This is a genomic window from Owenweeksia hongkongensis DSM 17368, assembly GCF_000236705.1.
In the GTDB taxonomy this organism is placed as follows: domain Bacteria; phylum Bacteroidota; class Bacteroidia; order Flavobacteriales; family Schleiferiaceae; genus Owenweeksia; species Owenweeksia hongkongensis.
In genome coordinates this window covers 1,990,006-2,005,632 of record NC_016599.1, presented here as the reverse complement: position 1 = coordinate 2,005,632, position 15,627 = coordinate 1,990,006, and the positions used below count along the sequence as shown (strand labels likewise).

The 15,627-nt window shown below is 40.4% G+C and carries 14 protein-coding genes; 7 read left to right on the top strand and 7 right to left on the bottom strand.

The window, feature by feature from the left end:
- Positions 1–59: 59 nt before the first annotated feature.
- Positions 60–1,226: a proline dehydrogenase family protein gene (locus tag OWEHO_RS09000; protein WP_014202162.1), complete on the bottom strand. Its 1,167-nt coding sequence runs from the start codon at positions 1,224–1,226 to the stop codon at positions 60–62.
- A gap of 70 nt (positions 1,227–1,296) precedes the next feature.
- On the opposite strand from OWEHO_RS09000, the gene aroB reads away from it, so the two are divergent.
- From aroB to OWEHO_RS08985, 3 genes are read left to right on the top strand one after another with little or no spacing between them, the layout of a single operon-like run.
- Positions 1,297–2,373 carry a 3-dehydroquinate synthase gene (aroB, locus tag OWEHO_RS08995; RefSeq protein WP_014202161.1) on the top strand — a complete coding sequence of 359 codons (1,077 nt, stop codon included), beginning with the start codon at positions 1,297–1,299 and terminating at the stop codon, positions 2,371–2,373.
- Positions 2,374–3,606: a 3-phosphoshikimate 1-carboxyvinyltransferase gene (locus OWEHO_RS08990; RefSeq protein ID WP_014202160.1), complete on the top strand. Its 1,233-nt coding sequence runs from the start codon at positions 2,374–2,376 to the stop codon at positions 3,604–3,606.
- Between the two features lies 1 nt (position 3,607).
- The gene (locus tag OWEHO_RS08985) at positions 3,608–4,363 is read left to right on the top strand and encodes a tetratricopeptide repeat protein (RefSeq protein WP_014202159.1); all 756 of its coding nucleotides are present in this window, start codon (positions 3,608–3,610) and stop codon (positions 4,361–4,363) included.
- A gap of 57 nt (positions 4,364–4,420) precedes the next feature.
- Here the strand turns inward: OWEHO_RS08985 and OWEHO_RS08980 are convergent, their stop codons facing one another.
- From OWEHO_RS08980 to OWEHO_RS08970, 3 genes are all read right to left on the bottom strand, one after another.
- The gene (locus tag OWEHO_RS08980; protein ID WP_014202158.1) at positions 4,421–4,975 is read right to left on the bottom strand and encodes a DUF2911 domain-containing protein; all 555 of its coding nucleotides are present in this window, start codon (positions 4,973–4,975) and stop codon (positions 4,421–4,423) included.
- A 95-nt stretch (positions 4,976–5,070) separates the two neighbouring features.
- Positions 5,071–7,104 (bottom strand): ComEA family DNA-binding protein, encoded by a 2,034-nt coding sequence (locus OWEHO_RS08975; RefSeq protein ID WP_014202157.1) that lies wholly within the window; start codon positions 7,102–7,104, stop codon positions 5,071–5,073.
- Positions 7,104–7,910, bottom strand: a complete 807-nt coding sequence (locus OWEHO_RS08970) for a PorV/PorQ family protein (RefSeq protein ID WP_014202156.1) — start codon at positions 7,908–7,910, stop codon at positions 7,104–7,106. Before OWEHO_RS08970 ends, OWEHO_RS08975 begins: the two co-directional genes overlap by 1 nt.
- A 74-nt stretch (positions 7,911–7,984) precedes the next feature.
- Here OWEHO_RS08970 and OWEHO_RS08965 point away from each other — a divergent pair, with 74 nt between their 5' ends.
- Positions 7,985–10,819, top strand: a complete 2,835-nt coding sequence (locus OWEHO_RS08965) for a sensor histidine kinase (protein WP_041627524.1) — start codon at positions 7,985–7,987, stop codon at positions 10,817–10,819.
- A 31-nt stretch (positions 10,820–10,850) separates the two neighbouring features.
- Positions 10,851–11,609 carry a LytR/AlgR family response regulator transcription factor gene (locus OWEHO_RS08960; protein WP_014202154.1) on the top strand — a complete coding sequence of 253 codons (759 nt, stop codon included), beginning with the start codon at positions 10,851–10,853 and terminating at the stop codon, positions 11,607–11,609.
- On the opposite strand, the gene purE is transcribed toward OWEHO_RS08960, so the two are convergent.
- Genes purE through OWEHO_RS08945 form a run of 3 tightly spaced genes read right to left on the bottom strand, consistent with a single transcriptional unit; the run spans position 11,604 to position 13,879 of the window.
- A complete protein-coding gene (gene purE, locus OWEHO_RS08955; RefSeq protein ID WP_014202153.1) occupies positions 11,604–12,086 on the bottom strand; it encodes a 5-(carboxyamino)imidazole ribonucleotide mutase in 483 nt (160 codons plus the stop codon). The two genes, OWEHO_RS08960 and purE, sit on opposite strands and share 6 nt — an antisense overlap.
- A gap of 1 nt (position 12,087) precedes the next feature.
- Positions 12,088–13,251, bottom strand: a complete 1,164-nt coding sequence (locus OWEHO_RS08950) for a 5-(carboxyamino)imidazole ribonucleotide synthase (protein WP_014202152.1) — start codon at positions 13,249–13,251, stop codon at positions 12,088–12,090.
- Positions 13,244–13,879, bottom strand: a complete 636-nt coding sequence (locus tag OWEHO_RS08945) for a SprT-like domain-containing protein (protein ID WP_014202151.1) — start codon at positions 13,877–13,879, stop codon at positions 13,244–13,246. The genes OWEHO_RS08950 and OWEHO_RS08945 overlap by 8 nt, the downstream gene beginning before the upstream one ends.
- A 174-nt stretch (positions 13,880–14,053) precedes the next feature.
- Between OWEHO_RS08945 and OWEHO_RS08940 the strand changes: the two genes are divergently transcribed.
- Together OWEHO_RS08940 and OWEHO_RS08935 are read left to right on the top strand one after the other, a co-directional pair.
- Positions 14,054–14,803 carry an MlaE family ABC transporter permease gene (locus tag OWEHO_RS08940; protein WP_014202150.1) on the top strand — a complete coding sequence of 250 codons (750 nt, stop codon included), beginning with the start codon at positions 14,054–14,056 and terminating at the stop codon, positions 14,801–14,803.
- Complete coding sequence (locus tag OWEHO_RS08935) at positions 14,803–15,555, top strand: ABC transporter ATP-binding protein (RefSeq protein ID WP_014202149.1); 753 nt, start codon at positions 14,803–14,805, stop codon at positions 15,553–15,555. The genes OWEHO_RS08940 and OWEHO_RS08935 overlap by 1 nt, the downstream gene beginning before the upstream one ends.
- Positions 15,556–15,627 lie beyond the last annotated feature (72 nt).

Here is a 15,627-nt window from a genome sequence, read left to right as displayed (position 1 = left end):
AGTAAAAAGCCACCGCTATTAAACGATGGCTTTCAATTTCATCTAGATATCCTTAGGGACTAATCGATCCCTCTTCGCTTCATTTCTTTTTCAATAAGATTGAGCTCGCGAGTAGTTTGTCCAGATGCTGAAGTATTTTCTTCAGCACGTCTTATTAAATAAGGAAGCGTTTTTTCAATTGGGCCAAATGGCAAGTATTTTACCACATTGTATCCCTCTTTGGCTAGCACAAAAGAAAGGTTGTCGCTCATTCCGTAAAGCTGGCTAAACCATACTTGCTTGCTTCCTTTCTCAAGCCCATGGGCAAACATTAAATTGGTAAGCATTCTTGTACTTTCTTCATTGTGACTACCAGCTACCAGATATAGGTATTTATGGTTTTCCAAAATGTAATTGATGGCCAAGTCATAATCCCTGTCGGTAGATTCTTTGTCCGGCTGAATAGGAGATTTGTAGCCCATCTCGTAAGCACGCTCGCGCTCTTTTTCCATATAGGCACCGCGTACAAGTTTTAAACCGCAATAAAAGTTTTCCTTTTCGGCAATTTCATGCAAATGCTTGATGTACTCCAATCTATCCCAGCGATACATCTGAGCCGTGTTGTACACAATACATTCTTCCTTGTTGAGCTTGCGCATCATTTCCAAAGCTATATCGTCAATCGCCTGCTGAATCCAGCTTTCTTCGGCATCAATGAGTATGGAAATATGTTGCTCTCCTGCTTCTTTACAAATAGTTTCTATGCGGTCTTTGGCTCTGGCAAATTCTTTCTTTTCTGCTTCTGTCAACTCTTTTCCTTCGCTTACTTTTTGCAAAAGACCAAATCGTGCTACACCTGTCATTTTAAAAACAGCAAATGGAACACCCGCTCTCGCACCGCCATATTTTATGGTTTGCAAAGTTTTTTCCATGGTATCGTCAAAAGCATCTTCTGTTTTTGCTCCTTCTACAGAATAATCGAGAATAGAATACACCTGATATTTGTGCAATTCCTCAATGGTATCGCGACAATCTTTGATGGTTTCACCTCCTACAAACTGGTCGTATACCGTAGCTTTCACCATTCCTTTTATAGGAAGTCCAATTTTCATGGCTAAGGCCGAAGACCATTTTCCAAACGAAACCAGCTTTTGGTTTGCTACCAATTTAAATAGCCAGTAGGCCTTTTTTAATTGGCTATCTGTTTTGGTGGCAAAAGCCGTTTTGGTGTCGTCAAAGTTTACCATTCACGCAAAAATTTATTGGGTTACAAAAAGCTAGGTTGGCTCACGGTTTTATTACTTTGCCAAAGATATTTTGAAAAAAGCAATCCGTTATCTAGTGAACGATAAAAACCTGATTTGGTTTGGTGAAAATGCATTTTCCCATCTCAAAACCTTTATTGCCAAAGGCGATTACTCCAGTATTTTTTTTGTGGTAGATGAAAATACCCACGATTTGTGCCTTCCTTATTTATTACAATCATTAGGCGATTTACCACGCTGTGAAGTGCTGGAAGTAGAAGCTGGTGAAGATACTAAGTCGCCCGAAGTGCTTGTGCAGCTTTGGATGGTGATGTCTGAGTTGCAGGCTGACCGCCATTCTTTAGTAATAAATCTTGGAGGAGGTGTAATTACGGACCTTGGTGGCTTCCTTGCAGGGACCTACATGCGAGGCCTTCCATTTGTGAATATTCCCACTTCACTTTTGGCAATGGTGGATGCCTCCAATGGCGGTAAAAATGGTATCAATTTGGCTCATTATAAAAATCGAATTGGTTTGTTTCAAAATCCTGAAGCGGTATGTGTAATCCCTGATTTTTTGGAAACATTACCTGAGGAGGAAGTGAGAAGCGGTTTTGCAGAGATGCTGAAACACGGACTTATTGCCGATGCTGAATATTGGAAAGAGCTTATTGAGTTTGACATTGCCGAGGAAGTACCCACTGAGGAGATGATTCGCAAATCCATTGCTATAAAGCAGGAGGTGATTGATAAAGATTTTAGGGAAGCTGGACCGCGCAAAGTGCTCAACTTTGGACATACCATTGGCCATGCTATCGAAAGCCTAAGTTTAGAAACGGATAGTCCTCTTCTACATGGAGAAGCTATTGCTTTGGGGATGATTACTGAAACCCATCTTTCTCAAAAATATGCAGCTCTAAGCGACCCTGAGGCTGAGGAAATAAGAAGTGTTTTCGAAGAAATTTATCAAGATGTATCCTTTTTAGCGAAAGCGGAAGATTTAATGGAGGTAATACAAGGCGACAAAAAAAATAGAGGAGATGAGTTGAGGTTTACGCTGATTACTCAAATTGGAAACGGTGTGGTGGATGTTCCGGTTTCTAAGGAAGACATCATCGAAGCCTTGAAACTGACTAAAATTTTAGCCTAAATGAGTGCTATCAAACTTTCGCATGCCACATCAAAAGTGATTGGCAAAATAGAAGTCCCAGGGAGTAAGAGTGAGTCCAATCGTTTGCTTTTGTTGAAGCACTTATATTTCCCAAATCTCAACATTGGTAAAATATCGGATAGCAGAGATACTTCATTTATGAAGGCAGCTCTTGAGTCAGAAAATAGTGAAATAAATATAGGTGATGCTGGCACGGCTATGCGATTCAATACCGCTTTTAATGCCACCAAGGCAGGAAGGAACATTACTCTTTCGGGCAGCGAGCGGATGCACGAGCGACCTATTGGTATTTTGGTGGATGCGCTCAATAAGCTTGGCGCAAAAATCACTTACCTCGATAAAGAAGGCTATCCTCCTTTAAAAATAGAAGGTCAACAATTAGCAGGCGGCACTTTAGAAATTGACGGTTCGGTAAGTAGTCAGTTTATTAGTGCCCTTATGATGATTGGTCCCGGTATGAAAGAGGGGATTCACCTCAAGTTAAAGGGCTTTTCAGTTTCAGCTCCATACATCTACCTTACGGCAAACCTTATGCGTAAGTTAGGTTTTGACGCGAAATTGGATGAGGAAGATATTATCATTCCACATCAAAAAGCAAAGGAGATTCAAAGCTCGGTTGTAGAGCCCGATTGGAGTGCCGCTTCGTATTGGTATGCCATTGCACTTTTGACGGATGAAGCCGAAATTTATTTGCCAGGTTTTTTGCAACACAGCCTGCAGGGAGATGCTTCTGTAAGAGGGTTGTTTGAGCCACTTGGTATACAGTCCCTCTTTATTGGTAGCGGCTTTCGCTTAAAAAAGGGAGAGGTGAAACAGCAGAGATTTGACATCAACCTAGTTCATAATCCTGACCTCGCTCAGACATTAGCCGTGGTGTTTGCGGCCAAAAATTTACCAGCCAAAATTACGGGGCTCCAAACGTTGCGAATAAAAGAGACAGACCGCCTCAAAGCTTTAAAAACTGAATTGGAAAAAACCGGAGCCGAAATAGAAATTGGTGATGACTTCCTGGAAGTAAAAAAAGGAATTCAAAACCTTGAGGGTGTTATTTTCGATACTTATGAAGATCACCGAATGGCGATGGCTTTTGCGCCATTGGCTTTAATGGCGCCAATTACAATCAACAATCCTGAGGTAGTAGCTAAGAGCTATCAGTCTTTTTGGGAGGATTTGGAAGCTGTTGGGTTTCTGGTAAGTTGGGATTTCAGTTAGCATGAAAGGAAAGTTAATATTAGGTATAGTATTACTGATGGTTCTTTTTTTAGGAGGGAGTTATTGCCTAAGAGAGTATAAGAGAGCAAAATGGTTTGCTGCGAACGATGCAATGCTATGGACTGGAGATTATTCGGAAGCTATAAGAAACTACTCAGACCTAATATGGTGGAACGATAATGACCCATCTTTGTATTACTTTAGAGCGGAAGCATATGCTTCACTTGGAATGTATTATAATGCCATAAGTGATTATAATAGCGCTTTAAAGTTAGGAATTAAGGATACCCTTCAAACTATCCTCAGGGTTGGTGTTGCAAAAATGAGTAAAGGTGATATTGAAAGTGCCTACCAAGAGTTTTTAAAGTTGTCTTCGAAATCAGAGGGCACTGCAGATAATGAATATTGGTCAGCAAATTATCACTTGGGTCAAATCGAATACTTAAAAGGCAACTATCGTGAGTCGATTAACTATTATAATATTGCAAGAGGTGTTCAAACGACTAGCAGTGAAACTTATCATCGGGCAAATGCTTATTATGCTCTAGGTGAGAGAGATTCAGCAATTGATTGCTATAATAGGTCAATTCAATCTGTAAAAGCTAAATATATACTGGAATATCCAAATTTAATACCAGCTCAGTGTGATACCTGTGGTTTTCCTTTTGGTACGCAAGAGTATTTACTACTTATCAAGCGCGATTTGAGCAAACCTAAACTGGCTGATTTGATTGAGTCGGTTAACTTACCGGATTGAAATTCCATTAGAGATTCTATTGATAATCAATAAATCTTTCAAACATTGAAGAAGAACTTACTCCTCAATAGGCACCTCAATCCTCGTATTATCCCATTCCAAAACAAATAAAATAGGTGAGCCCTTTTTAAATGAAATGGTAAACTGCTCGATAGTTTTGGAGGTTGGTTTTACGGGTTCGAGCACGTTTAGTACATCGTACTCAGCTTTGCGACTAGCCTTACCCTCCATCAGGGTTATCCCCCAGCCGTAATCTTTATCATTCCATATCACTTCCCATTCATTTTTATTGGGGATGGTCCAAAGTGTGTAGCTGCCAGCGGGTAACTTTTTACCATCTACGGTGATGTTTTTATTGGTGGTAAAACTTGCAGGTTCATTGGCGCCTGTTCGCCATACTTCACCGTAAGGAACTAATACGCCAAAAATTTCACGTTCATTTTTATAGGGACGATTGTAAAAAACAGAAAGTTCTAAGTCATCTTGCTTGAATTCTACCACCTGCTCAGGACTGTGTTTTTTGGTGTTGCTCCTCAATATGTTAAAAGCTATAACCAGCACTCCTGCTATCAAGGCAAGGCTTATGACTGACCATTTTAAAAATTTTCCCATGTCCTGTTTTTTGGTTTTCGAAGGTAAAAGAATATCAATTAATAAGCATAGACGCAGTTTATTGTTTAGGGTTTACCAGAACAGGCAAAATCATTTCAAAACTTAAGCCTTATCTGCATCCGGATTTCCGTAAGCTTGTTTCCCTCAATGGTATTTAGGCCACTGCTTATTTCATCGCGGTCATAAAAGTGAGAATTGGCAAACTTGGCCTGCACATCAATAGATTGATTTATAGCATAGCTAGCCATTAGATAAAATCTGGACGAGCGTCCATAGTAGGGAGGAATGCTAAAAACATAGGTAAGGTCATTTTCGTAAGCATAAATACGGGTATTAAAACTTTCGGTGTCAATGAGGGCGTACCTCGCTGTAAGTTGCAGCGGTATTTTAAGGAAATTATATTTTACATCTTGAAAAAGCATATATCCGGTTTCTGAAGCATCTTCATCATAAAAGGAATATTCCAGGCGTGAAGCCATTTTTAGTTGAGCCGAAATGGAATAGGCGGTGTGAACGCGAAAGGTAGAGCGGCTGCGGTTGGTCAATTGACTTATACCTGTTTCATTATTTGCTGTAGTTTGTTGTACCTCATGCCTCAAACGCAAATAGGCTGTGAAAAATCTTGAAAAGTATGTTTCCAGTTGAGCCATATAGTCACGACCATGTGAAGGGGCGTTTACGCCAAATCGCAACCATTTAAATTGATAAACATCTACATAAGATTTGAGTAAAAGTTTCTGGCTAATTTGCCATTGCAAGCCTAGATAAGTGCCTTGTTCGCCATAGTTTCCGCTTTCGCCAAAAGGCGCATTATATATTGCTTGATATTCTTTGCTGAGGTTTCTGTAAAGTAATGTGAGGTATAATCCATCCGTAGGGTTGCTCTGAAAACCAACTGTTCCGGCAAGATTGAGCTGGTCATCTGCGGCAAGCTCCCCAAACAGATTTATTCTTTTAAAAATGTAATTGAAGTCCATGGAATAGTTGGTTAGTTCGGTTCCGCTAAAACGGAACTTTTGATAGAGTTGGGTTCCGGCCTGCAGTTCTTTTTCAAGGATTGAATTAAGCGCAGTAAATCCTAGTGAAAAGCTGTTACCCCGATATTGTAGGTTTCCACCAAACTGAGTAAGGGTGTTTGCATTTTTATCTTCCAGTTCATTTTCCGTGCGGTGTAGGCCAGTGGTTTGAAAGGAGGTTACAACTTCTGGCAGAAGAGAGTCTGGAATAAGGCGATTGGCATCCACTTTATTTTTGCTGTAAAAGGCGCTAACATCAAGTTTGTCCCAAAGGCGATAAGTTGCTGCTGCTCCTCGCATGAAGCGGTTTTCTTCACTTCCCGAAAAGGGGATGAAGCCGCGCGCATATCTTTTTATTTCTATTGCTTCCGCAGATTTTCCAAAAGCCAGGCTGCTCCACATAGCTAATCCTTGGCCAAACTGAGCATGGTAATCGCCAATTATCAGTTTACGGAGATTTCCATAGTTTTTCAAAGCGATGTGACCAGCCATAAAATCCACACCTGAGTTTTGGTAAGGCTTCCCAAAAGGTTCACCAGCATCTTGTTGCGCTACAAATCCGATGGAGAGGTAGTCACGATATCGCCAACGGTAGCGGACTAAACTGTTGTATGGGGAGCCTAAGTATCCATTTTCGGTAGAATCAGAAAATCCTTTTCGCTCCTGCAAAATTAATCCGGTGCGAAGGGCTAAGTCATGATGGCTATAGTTTACAATGTTTTTCAGCTTAAGGTCAGGGATTCTCTTTTCAGTATTGAAACTTAAAAAAGGGAGAATTTTCTCAATGGTTAATGGATCATATCCTTTTACAGCCTGAAGTTCGTAAGGGGAATAAATCATTCCTGTACGATCTCGATATTGAAGAAGATTGGCAATTTGAAATATATTGAGATAAGGGATTTTCTCTAATTCCTCAGCATCAGCAAAGTTTACCTCAATGGGATTGGCTTCCAGTATTTGAATGTTTTCAGCTACTTGAAGTAAGTCGGTTTGATTTTCTATGTTTCCGTCTGCTACTGATTCTATCTGTGTTTCCAGTTCTTGTGTCGGAGGCGTTTGTGCATTTGCCGAAAGGCTAAAAATGAGAAGCAATATGACGGATAGCCTTTTCATCAGAATTCATATTGCAGGCTGATGTTGGCGTTGTTGCCAAGTGTTTGGGCGTATTCATAACTGAGGTCAGCGGTGAAACCGCCTAAATCAAGACCCAAACCAAAAGTGTTGGTAAAGGGCTGAATGCCGACCCCTGTTCGAAATGCCAGCTCCGGAATAAAATAATATTCAAAGCCCAGAGCGTAGCGTTCAGGCAGGTTTATATCTTTTTTCACCTCTCCTGTAAGGGCTACTTCCTCATTAAATTGATATAGTGCACCCAGGCGCACAATGGGGTTTATCTGCTGACTGGTTTCTTTATTTTTATAGGAATTGGTAGGGTTGAATACATGAAAACCGATGGAGAGTTTTGGGATGGGTTTGGCTAAAATACCGGCTTCAAAGGTTAAGAAGCCCGGGTCATGATTTCCTTCTTCTACGTAAAAGGAGTGATAATTTAGCTGCAGGCCGAAGGAGAAATACTCTCCAAATTTTCGGGAATAGTTGAGGCCAATTTTGGATTCATTATACAATTCAAAACCAAAATAGGAGAGACTGAGTCCAACGGTGCCTAATTTGGATGGGAAAGCAAGGGCGGCATTAGCAAGCGATAAATCATTGAGGAAAAAGCGATTTTCATAGCTTATTCCAAAAGAGGGTTTTTCAAGAAATGCCAAACCCGCATGGTTGTGATGCCCACTCCACACGTCACTTAGCGCCACACTACTGTGTGCCATGGCAGCCGAACGGCCACCGGCAAAGTATCCGTAATTTTGGGAGATGCCAATAAAAGGAAGCAGCAAAAGCGTTAAAACGTGTCGTATCATAATCTAAGTGTTAATTTACCGTTTTATTACGCAATATTTGAAACCGTAATTTTAGAACTCTAAATCACCATCATTTGAGGCGGATTTTTGCCATACTCTTCATCGCTATAGCTGCACCAGTTTTTGGTCAGCAATATTCTTTTCAAAAAATAGGGCTTGAGCAGGGAATGCCATCTAGCCGAATCAATGCTATGATTCAGGATAGTCGTGGTTTCTTTTGGCTAGCTACTGAGGGTGCTGGTTTGGTACGCTATGATGGTTTCGAGTTCAAAACATTTACGCCTGAAAACACTAAAGTTCGTCCATTACTTACAGCGCTTTGTGAGGATAGTAAAGGCAATATTTGGGCAGCTTCTGACAATACTTTGCTAAAGTATGATGGACTGACTTTTAGCTATTTCTACCTTCCAAATAATGATAGAATTCAAAAAATTGGCTGCGGCCACAATGCCCATATGGTGGTAGCTAGTAAAACGGCTGTTTACAGTTTGGGTACATCAGATACTTTAAGTCAGCTTCAATCAAATTTTGAAGGGGAGATAAACGATCTATTGTATTTAGATGAGCTTTGGTTAGCCACGGATAGCGGAATTTATAAAGGAAATAAAAAGCTAAGCAGCGAGCCCGTTTATGATTTGGATATTCATAACAACCGTGTTTTTGCTGCAGGTGAGAATGGTGTAGCTGAGTTTACTGGAGAGGAGCTAAGGCAAATTAATTCTAAAGAAAGTAAGGGGGTGAGCGCCCGAGGATCTAAGGTTGTGAGTTTGACAAATAGTCAAATTATAATCTACTCAAAAGAAGGTTTTTTGGAGTTGGACAGAAGTAATGGCCTGGAGGAAGTAAGGTATAAAGGCTGTTATTTAAGTAACTCTGGAGTGGTGTGGCTTTATTCCAATCAAGGTTTGACAAAGCTGGAAAATACCTCTCTCCGTCTTTATAATGAAAAGGAGAAGGTAGGTCCTGAAATCTTTTCTGTGTGGTCTGATGGACAACAGGTGCTGGCAGGAAGTGGTCGTGGTATCACTTCGGTTAATGGTGAAGATGTAGATAATTTTCAAAGCATAAACTACAACTACGGAGTGGTGTTGGCAATTGATCGGTTTGAAGGACTCACGTGGTTGGGTACCGAACGCGGTCTTGTTCGTTTTGATGGAAAACAGTTTGAGGAGGCTACTTTTTCAGAAATAGAAGGAGGGTATATTTTTGCCTTAAAGGCTACAAAAGACGCACTGTGGATAGGCACAGGGATGGGGATTTTCAAATACAGCAAAGGGCGTTTGGAAAATATAAGTGCGTCCAAAAACTTGCCATTTTCTGCTGTATATGCAATTTCTGAAGGGGAGGATGGTAGTCTTTGGTTTGCAACTTATACCGAAGGCTTTATGCGTTTTTCAGATAAGGGCTGGGAAAATGTTCGTGAGCTTGGAGGGATGAAGTTGGACAGCTTGCGCTTCAACACTTTTACAGCTGTTACTGCCAATGAGATTTGGGCAGGAACTCTATCAGAAGGACTTTACCACTTGACAGAAGAAAGCACAGAAAACATTAGTCCTGCAGCCCTAAACTTTGCCGAAATAAAAGCATTGGAAATTGGTGATAATACCCTTTGGATGACTACCAATAAGGGGCTTTTTAAAACCTTAAAAACAGATGGACTTTATAAAGTAAAGGAGGTAACGCAAGTTTCTCGATTAATTCGTGAAGGTTTTAGCCCACAGGCCTTGACACTGCATAATGATCAATTGGTGGCCGGTAGTCCCGAGGGGCTTTTTGTGATAGACCTCAATTTGCTTCAGCAATATGTGGAGCCACCACAATTGGCCATTACAGATGTGGAACTTTCATTTGGTGAGGTACAGGGTTTGGAAGATTATGCAGAGGGAATATTCCCATTTTACGGTACACCAAAAGAATTGCGATTACCGCCAGATTTAAATTTCCTGAGTTTTACCATGGCAGGACTCACCGGCTATCAACCAGAAAATTTAATTTACCGCTATCGCGTAAAAGGCTTGGGTGATAATTGGACACAAGCCGGAGCTAGGAGAGAGGCGATTTTCTCAAACATAAAACCTGGTAATTACACTTTTGAAGCACAAGTTACCCGTGAAGGGGAAAAATGGCAGAACAATAGTGTGACCTACCATTTCGTGATTCTCAATCCTGTATATAAACGCTGGTGGTTTATCCTTCTTGTTTTGGCCCTGGTTGGTACTCTTACCTATTTGTACGTTTCGGATAGGATAAAGAGGGCGAATCAACAGCTTAGGTTAGAAAATTCATTGTTGGATATGGAACGCAAAGCTTTGCGTTTGCAAATGAACCCTCATTTTATTTTTAATGCACTGGACAGCATCAGTAGTTTTATCTTTAAAAATGACCCAAAACAAGCTGTTCGATATTTGAACAATTTCGCAAAATTGATGAGGCTTACACTTGAATCATCAATGGAGCATGTTCATCCTGTAGAAACAGAAGTATCAGTTTTAAAGAATTATCTTGAACTTGAAAAGTTGCGCTTTCAGGGTAAATTTGAATACGAAATTGAGGTGGATGATGAGATTGATTATGACGTGGGAATTCCTCCAATGCTGATTCAGCCGCACGTAGAAAATGCTATTCTTCATGGCATAAAACCCAAAGAAGAAAAGAGCTTTTTGAGCATACGTTTTATACTCGATGAAGAGTTATTAATATGTGAGGTGGAAGACAATGGAATAGGCAGAAAAGCAGCGAAAGCAATGCCTAAACGTCAAGATCATCGCAGTATGGCTACTCAGATAAATCGTGATAGAATTCGTTTGCTCAGGCTGTCAAAGAATGAAGAGGTTGATATTCAAATTATTGATTTGGAAAATCCAACGGGAACTAAAGTGATTATTAAATTGCCTGCTGAAAGCATTTAGAGATTAATTTTACTTAAAATATTTAGGAGACATGATTAAAGTTGTAATCGTAGATGACGAGGAAAATTCAAGAGAATCTCTTCGTGGAAAATTAGACCTTTTTTGCCCCGAGGTGGAGGTAGTAGCCGAAGCCGGAACTGTGGCAGATGGAACCGAAGCACTGATTGCTCATAAACCCGATGCTTTATTTTTAGATATTAAATTAGCTGGCGAAAGCGGCTTCGATATTTTGGAAAGTATCCGTGATAATGCCGAAATCGATCCTGAAATTATCTTTATCACCGCGCATGATGAATTTGCCATAAAGGCCATTAAATTCAGTGCGCTGGATTATTTGCTTAAACCAATTGACCCCGAAGAGTTGGTCAAATCTATCCGAAAGGTAGAGGATGGTAAAGGTGTGCCAAAGCATGCTGGAAACATAAATGTGTTGGTAGAAAACATTCGCCAGGCCTCTGACTCACCGAAGAAAATTGTGGTGCCTACTTCTGATGGAATGCATGTAATTCGCTTGTCAGAAATCGTAAGGTTAGAGTCCAGTAGCAACTACACTACTTTTTATCTAAATAATGAAAAGTCACTACTGGCCTCAAAAACCTTGAAAGAGTTTGACACGATGCTTTCTAATTACAACTTCTACCGCATTCACAAGTCTCACTTGGTAAATATGAACTATCTGAAACGTTATGTGCAAACGGATGGCGGCTATTTGGTGTTGGAAGATGGTTCCAAAATTCCAGTGGCCAACCGTAAAAAAGAACATCTATTACAGACTTTAAAAAGCCTATAAATCCTGGGCTGATTCTACAACTTTAGCGTGTAGCCCTTTTTTATACTCCATAATATTTTCTAGTATTTCCGGACGGGCGGTTCCAATTATTTGGGCCGCCAATATTCCGGCATTTTTTGAGCCATCCAAGGCAACCGTTGCCACAGGAACTCCGCCTGGCATTTGCAAAATAGAAAGTACAGAATCCCACCCATCAATAGAATTTCTTGATTTTACAGGTACTCCAATTACAGGAAGGGGCGTAAGGCTAGCTGTCATCCCCGGAAGGTGAGCAGCGCCACCAGCACCGGCAATTATTACTTTGATTCCTCTCTTGTGGGCATTTTGGGCATAATCATACATGATGTCTGGCGTGCGGTGAGCCGACACAATGTTGATCTCAAATTCTACTCCTAATTCTTTTAGGATGTCAGCAGCTTCTTGCATTACCGGCAAGTCACTCTTACTACCCATTATTATTCCTACTTCGGCACTCATTTTATTGACTTATTACTTTAATAGTATTGTTTACGTTTCCGGCTACTTCGCGGGCTTCTTCTATAGTTTTTGCAGTAATGGTGATGTGTCCCATTTTTCTGAAAGGTCGAGTTTCCGCTTTCCCGTAAAGGTGAATACTCACACCGGAAGACTTCATGATTTTTTCGATTCCCTCATATAAGACGGGCCCAGAATGATCCGCTTCGCCAGTAAGGTTTATCATTACCGCAGGACGTACAATTTCGGTATCACCTAAGGGTAGATCTAAAATAGCACGAAGATGCTGATCAAATTGAGAGGTGACATTTCCTTCAATAGTTAGATGTCCGCTGTTGTGAACACGAGGTGCTACCTCATTTACCATCACATGACCATCTTTGGTAACAAACATTTCTACAGCCAATAGACCCACATGATCAAATTTATGCGCTACTTCTTCGGCCAGTTGGTTGGCTTTATTTTGAATGCGAATGTCAATATTGGAGGGACTAAAAACGTACTCCGCCAAATTGGCAGTTGGATGAAATTCCATCTCCACTACAGGAAAAGATTTGGTTTCACCACTTGGAGAGCGTGCCACCACTACAGCAATTTCCACTGCATAGTCTACCATTTCTTCTATAAGGCCGGGCATATCTGGTAGGTCTTCAATGTCTGAACTATTGCGCACGATAGAAACACCCTTACCATCATAACCACCAGTAGCAGCTTTCCATACAAATGGAGGGTTGAGTTCAGATTCCAGCAAAAGCTGCATCATCTGTTCTCTATTTTCAAAAGTGAAATACGAGGCAGTCGGAACTTTATGCTCGCGGTAAAAATCCTTTTGTAGGCTCTTATTTTTAATGATATCCAATGTGCGAGGACGTGGGTAAATGATTTTGCCCTGAGCCTCTAGCTCGTGAAGAGCTTCGGTGCTAACATTTTCAATTTCGATTGTGATTACATCACAATCTTTGGCAAAATCAAGCACAGCTTGCTTGTCAGTAATGTCACCTTGCACAAATTCGTTGCTACCAAATCTACATGGAGCCACCGGAGATGGATCCATTACTTTGGTTTGAATGTCATACCTACGGGTGTCGGTAAGTAGCATTTTACCAAGCTGTCCGCCTCCTAAAATACCCAGCTTAAAGCTGGATGAGAAATAATTCTTATCAGGCACTTTTTATATTTTTTAAGTTTTCTACTAATTCTACTTCTGCCAAAGGATGTACCATATACTCGCGCTTATTTACCAAGTTTAGGCACTTATAGCGCTTTCGTGACTTTGGTCCTTTGCGGAAAATTTTATCCTGGCCAATCCTAAAATGAGCTCCCATAGGAACTTGCTCCACGGTAGTAATGTGCTCAGGTGTGTTGTCATAAACTTTTAACTGACGAAAAAGGTTCAAGTCTGTACAGCTGCTCGCGGCTCCTTTGTTTAGGCTGTTTATAAATTGATGCTTCACATCATTCGGAAAAATATCGGCATCCAAAAATGGTTTGGCCAAATCTCTGAAGCACTGCTGCCATTCCGATCCATGTGGCTTTATTACTTTACCATAATCTTTGAAGGCCTTTAAATGTGCCATTTCGTGAATTAGGGTAATCAAAAAAGCAAAGGGGTTTAGGTTAGCGTTTACACTAATCTTATGTCGGCCATCCTTGCCGGGAAAGCGATAATCACCAAACTTTGTTTTTCGTGGTCGCGAAATCTTGAGCTGTACCGGCTCTGATTTTAACAAAGTCATGCAAAGCTCCAGACTTCCTTCCGGTAGATATTTTTCTAAAGTAGTAGTAGCCTTGGTCAAAATATAGAAATTGAACTTTTGCCAGGGCAGTTACACTTTTCGAGAGTGCCGCAAGAACCTACGGCAGCAATTAAAATCATTGAAAAAAGGAAAATTTTTAAAGACTTGTAAAACATCTGAGCTTCTTGTGACTTATGCTTTATTGCGAGACAAAATTACTCTTATTTTAGCGAAATGTTTATAACCGAGGGAATACGATCTATTGGGCTCTACTTCATCTTATTAGGAAAGACTTTTAAGAAGCCTGAAAATTTTAAGCAGTACTGGAAAGCATTGATGCGCGATTTTGACTTGCTCGGATTGAGCAGTGTTTGGATTGTGTCTGTAATATCATTGTTTGTAGGCGCTATTGTTACTATTCAAACAGCACTCAATCTGGATGATCCTTTTATTCCGGATTATTACGTGGCGCTTGCAGCTCGTGAATCTATAATTTTGGAATTTTCGCCTACCATGGTGAGCCTTATTTTGGCTGGTAAAGTAGGTTCTAACATTGCATCTACCCTTGGGAGTATGCGCGTTTCTGAGCAAATTGACGCTTTGGAGGTAATGGGGATAAACCCCGCTTGTTATCTGATTCTACCCAAACTTATCGCAACCATGATTTTTAACCCCATCCTGATTACACTAAGTATGTTTCTCGGCTTGGCTGGTGGATTTTTAGCAGCAGAGTTTGTAAGTGATATAGCACCCGCAGACTTTATTCAAGGCTTGCAATTGGAATTTCAGCCGTTTTATGTGTGGTATGCCTTGATAAAGACAGTTGTTTTTGCTTTTATCATTACCAGTCTTTCCGCCTTTTATGGTTATTATGTAAAAGGAGGATCAATCGAAGTTGGAATTAATGCTACAAAGGCTGTTGTAAGCAGTAGTGTGGCGATTATAGTTGCTAATTATATTTTAACCCAAATCCTTTTAGGCTAATGATAGAGGTAAACGATTTACATAAAGGCTTTGGTGGAGAAGAGATTTTGAAAGGCATTTCAGCTAACTTTTACCAAGGAAAAACCAATCTTATTATCGGACAATCGGGTTCTGGTAAAACGGTATTTCTAAAAAGTTTGGTTGGCCTGCATCAAATAGACCAAGGAGAGATTATATATAATAATAGGAGGCTTGGTGAAATGGATGATGAGGCCAAGAAGAATCTTCGTACGGAGATGGGAATGGTGTTTCAGGGAAATGCCCTGTTTGACTCTCTAACGATTCAAGAGAACATAAATTTTGCTTTGGGTATGTTTGGAGATATGTCTGAAAGTGAAATGGAGGATAGAGCTAACTTTTGCTTGAAACGGGTAAATCTGGAAGGTGTAAATAATAAGTTTCCTGCTGAGCTGAGTGGGGGTATGCAAAAGCGTGTGGCATTAGCAAGAGCAATTGTAATGAACCCCAAGTATCTTTTTTGTGATGAGCCAAATAGTGGCTTAGACCCAAAAACTGCCATCGTGATTGATAACCTTATCAAGGAGATTACAGAGGAGTACAATATGACTACAGTAATCAATACGCACGATATGAACTCGGTGATGGAGATAGGTGATCAAATAATCTACATAAAGTATGGTCTTAAGGCTTGGGAGGGAAGTAGCGAAGATATTTTAACTACCAATAATGAGGATATTAATGACTTCGTATATTCTTCAGAACTGTTTAGGAAAATCAAGAACAAGCTTTAGGAAGAGGGGAATCCTCAAGAAGGTAAAAGCTGATTAGTTTTAAAAAGAAAACCCGCGATAATCATTGATTAT

Excerpts from the sequence above, each read along its gene's own strand:
- OWEHO_RS09000 (WP_014202162.1), bottom strand. The coding sequence starts at position 1,226 with ATGGTAAACTTTGACGACACCAAAACGGCTTTTGCCACCAAAACAGAT.
- OWEHO_RS08960 (WP_014202154.1), top strand. The coding sequence starts at position 10,851 with ATGATTAAAGTTGTAATCGTAGATGACGAGGAAAATTCAAGAGAATCT.
- OWEHO_RS08980 (WP_014202158.1), bottom strand. The coding sequence starts at position 4,975 with ATGGGAAAATTTTTAAAATGGTCAGTCATAAGCCTTGCCTTGATAGCA.
- purE (WP_014202153.1), bottom strand. The coding sequence starts at position 12,086 with ATGAGTGCCGAAGTAGGAATAATAATGGGTAGTAAGAGTGACTTGCCG.
- OWEHO_RS08975 (WP_014202157.1), bottom strand. The coding sequence starts at position 7,104 with ATGAAAAGGCTATCCGTCATATTGCTTCTCATTTTTAGCCTTTCGGCA.
- OWEHO_RS08985 (WP_014202159.1), top strand. The coding sequence starts at position 3,608 with ATGAAAGGAAAGTTAATATTAGGTATAGTATTACTGATGGTTCTTTTT.
- OWEHO_RS08935 (WP_014202149.1), top strand. The coding sequence starts at position 14,803 with ATGATAGAGGTAAACGATTTACATAAAGGCTTTGGTGGAGAAGAGATT.
- OWEHO_RS08940 (WP_014202150.1), top strand. The coding sequence starts at position 14,054 with ATGTTTATAACCGAGGGAATACGATCTATTGGGCTCTACTTCATCTTA.
- OWEHO_RS08970 (WP_014202156.1), bottom strand. The coding sequence starts at position 7,910 with ATGATACGACACGTTTTAACGCTTTTGCTGCTTCCTTTTATTGGCATC.
- OWEHO_RS08990 (WP_014202160.1), top strand. The coding sequence starts at position 2,374 with ATGAGTGCTATCAAACTTTCGCATGCCACATCAAAAGTGATTGGCAAA.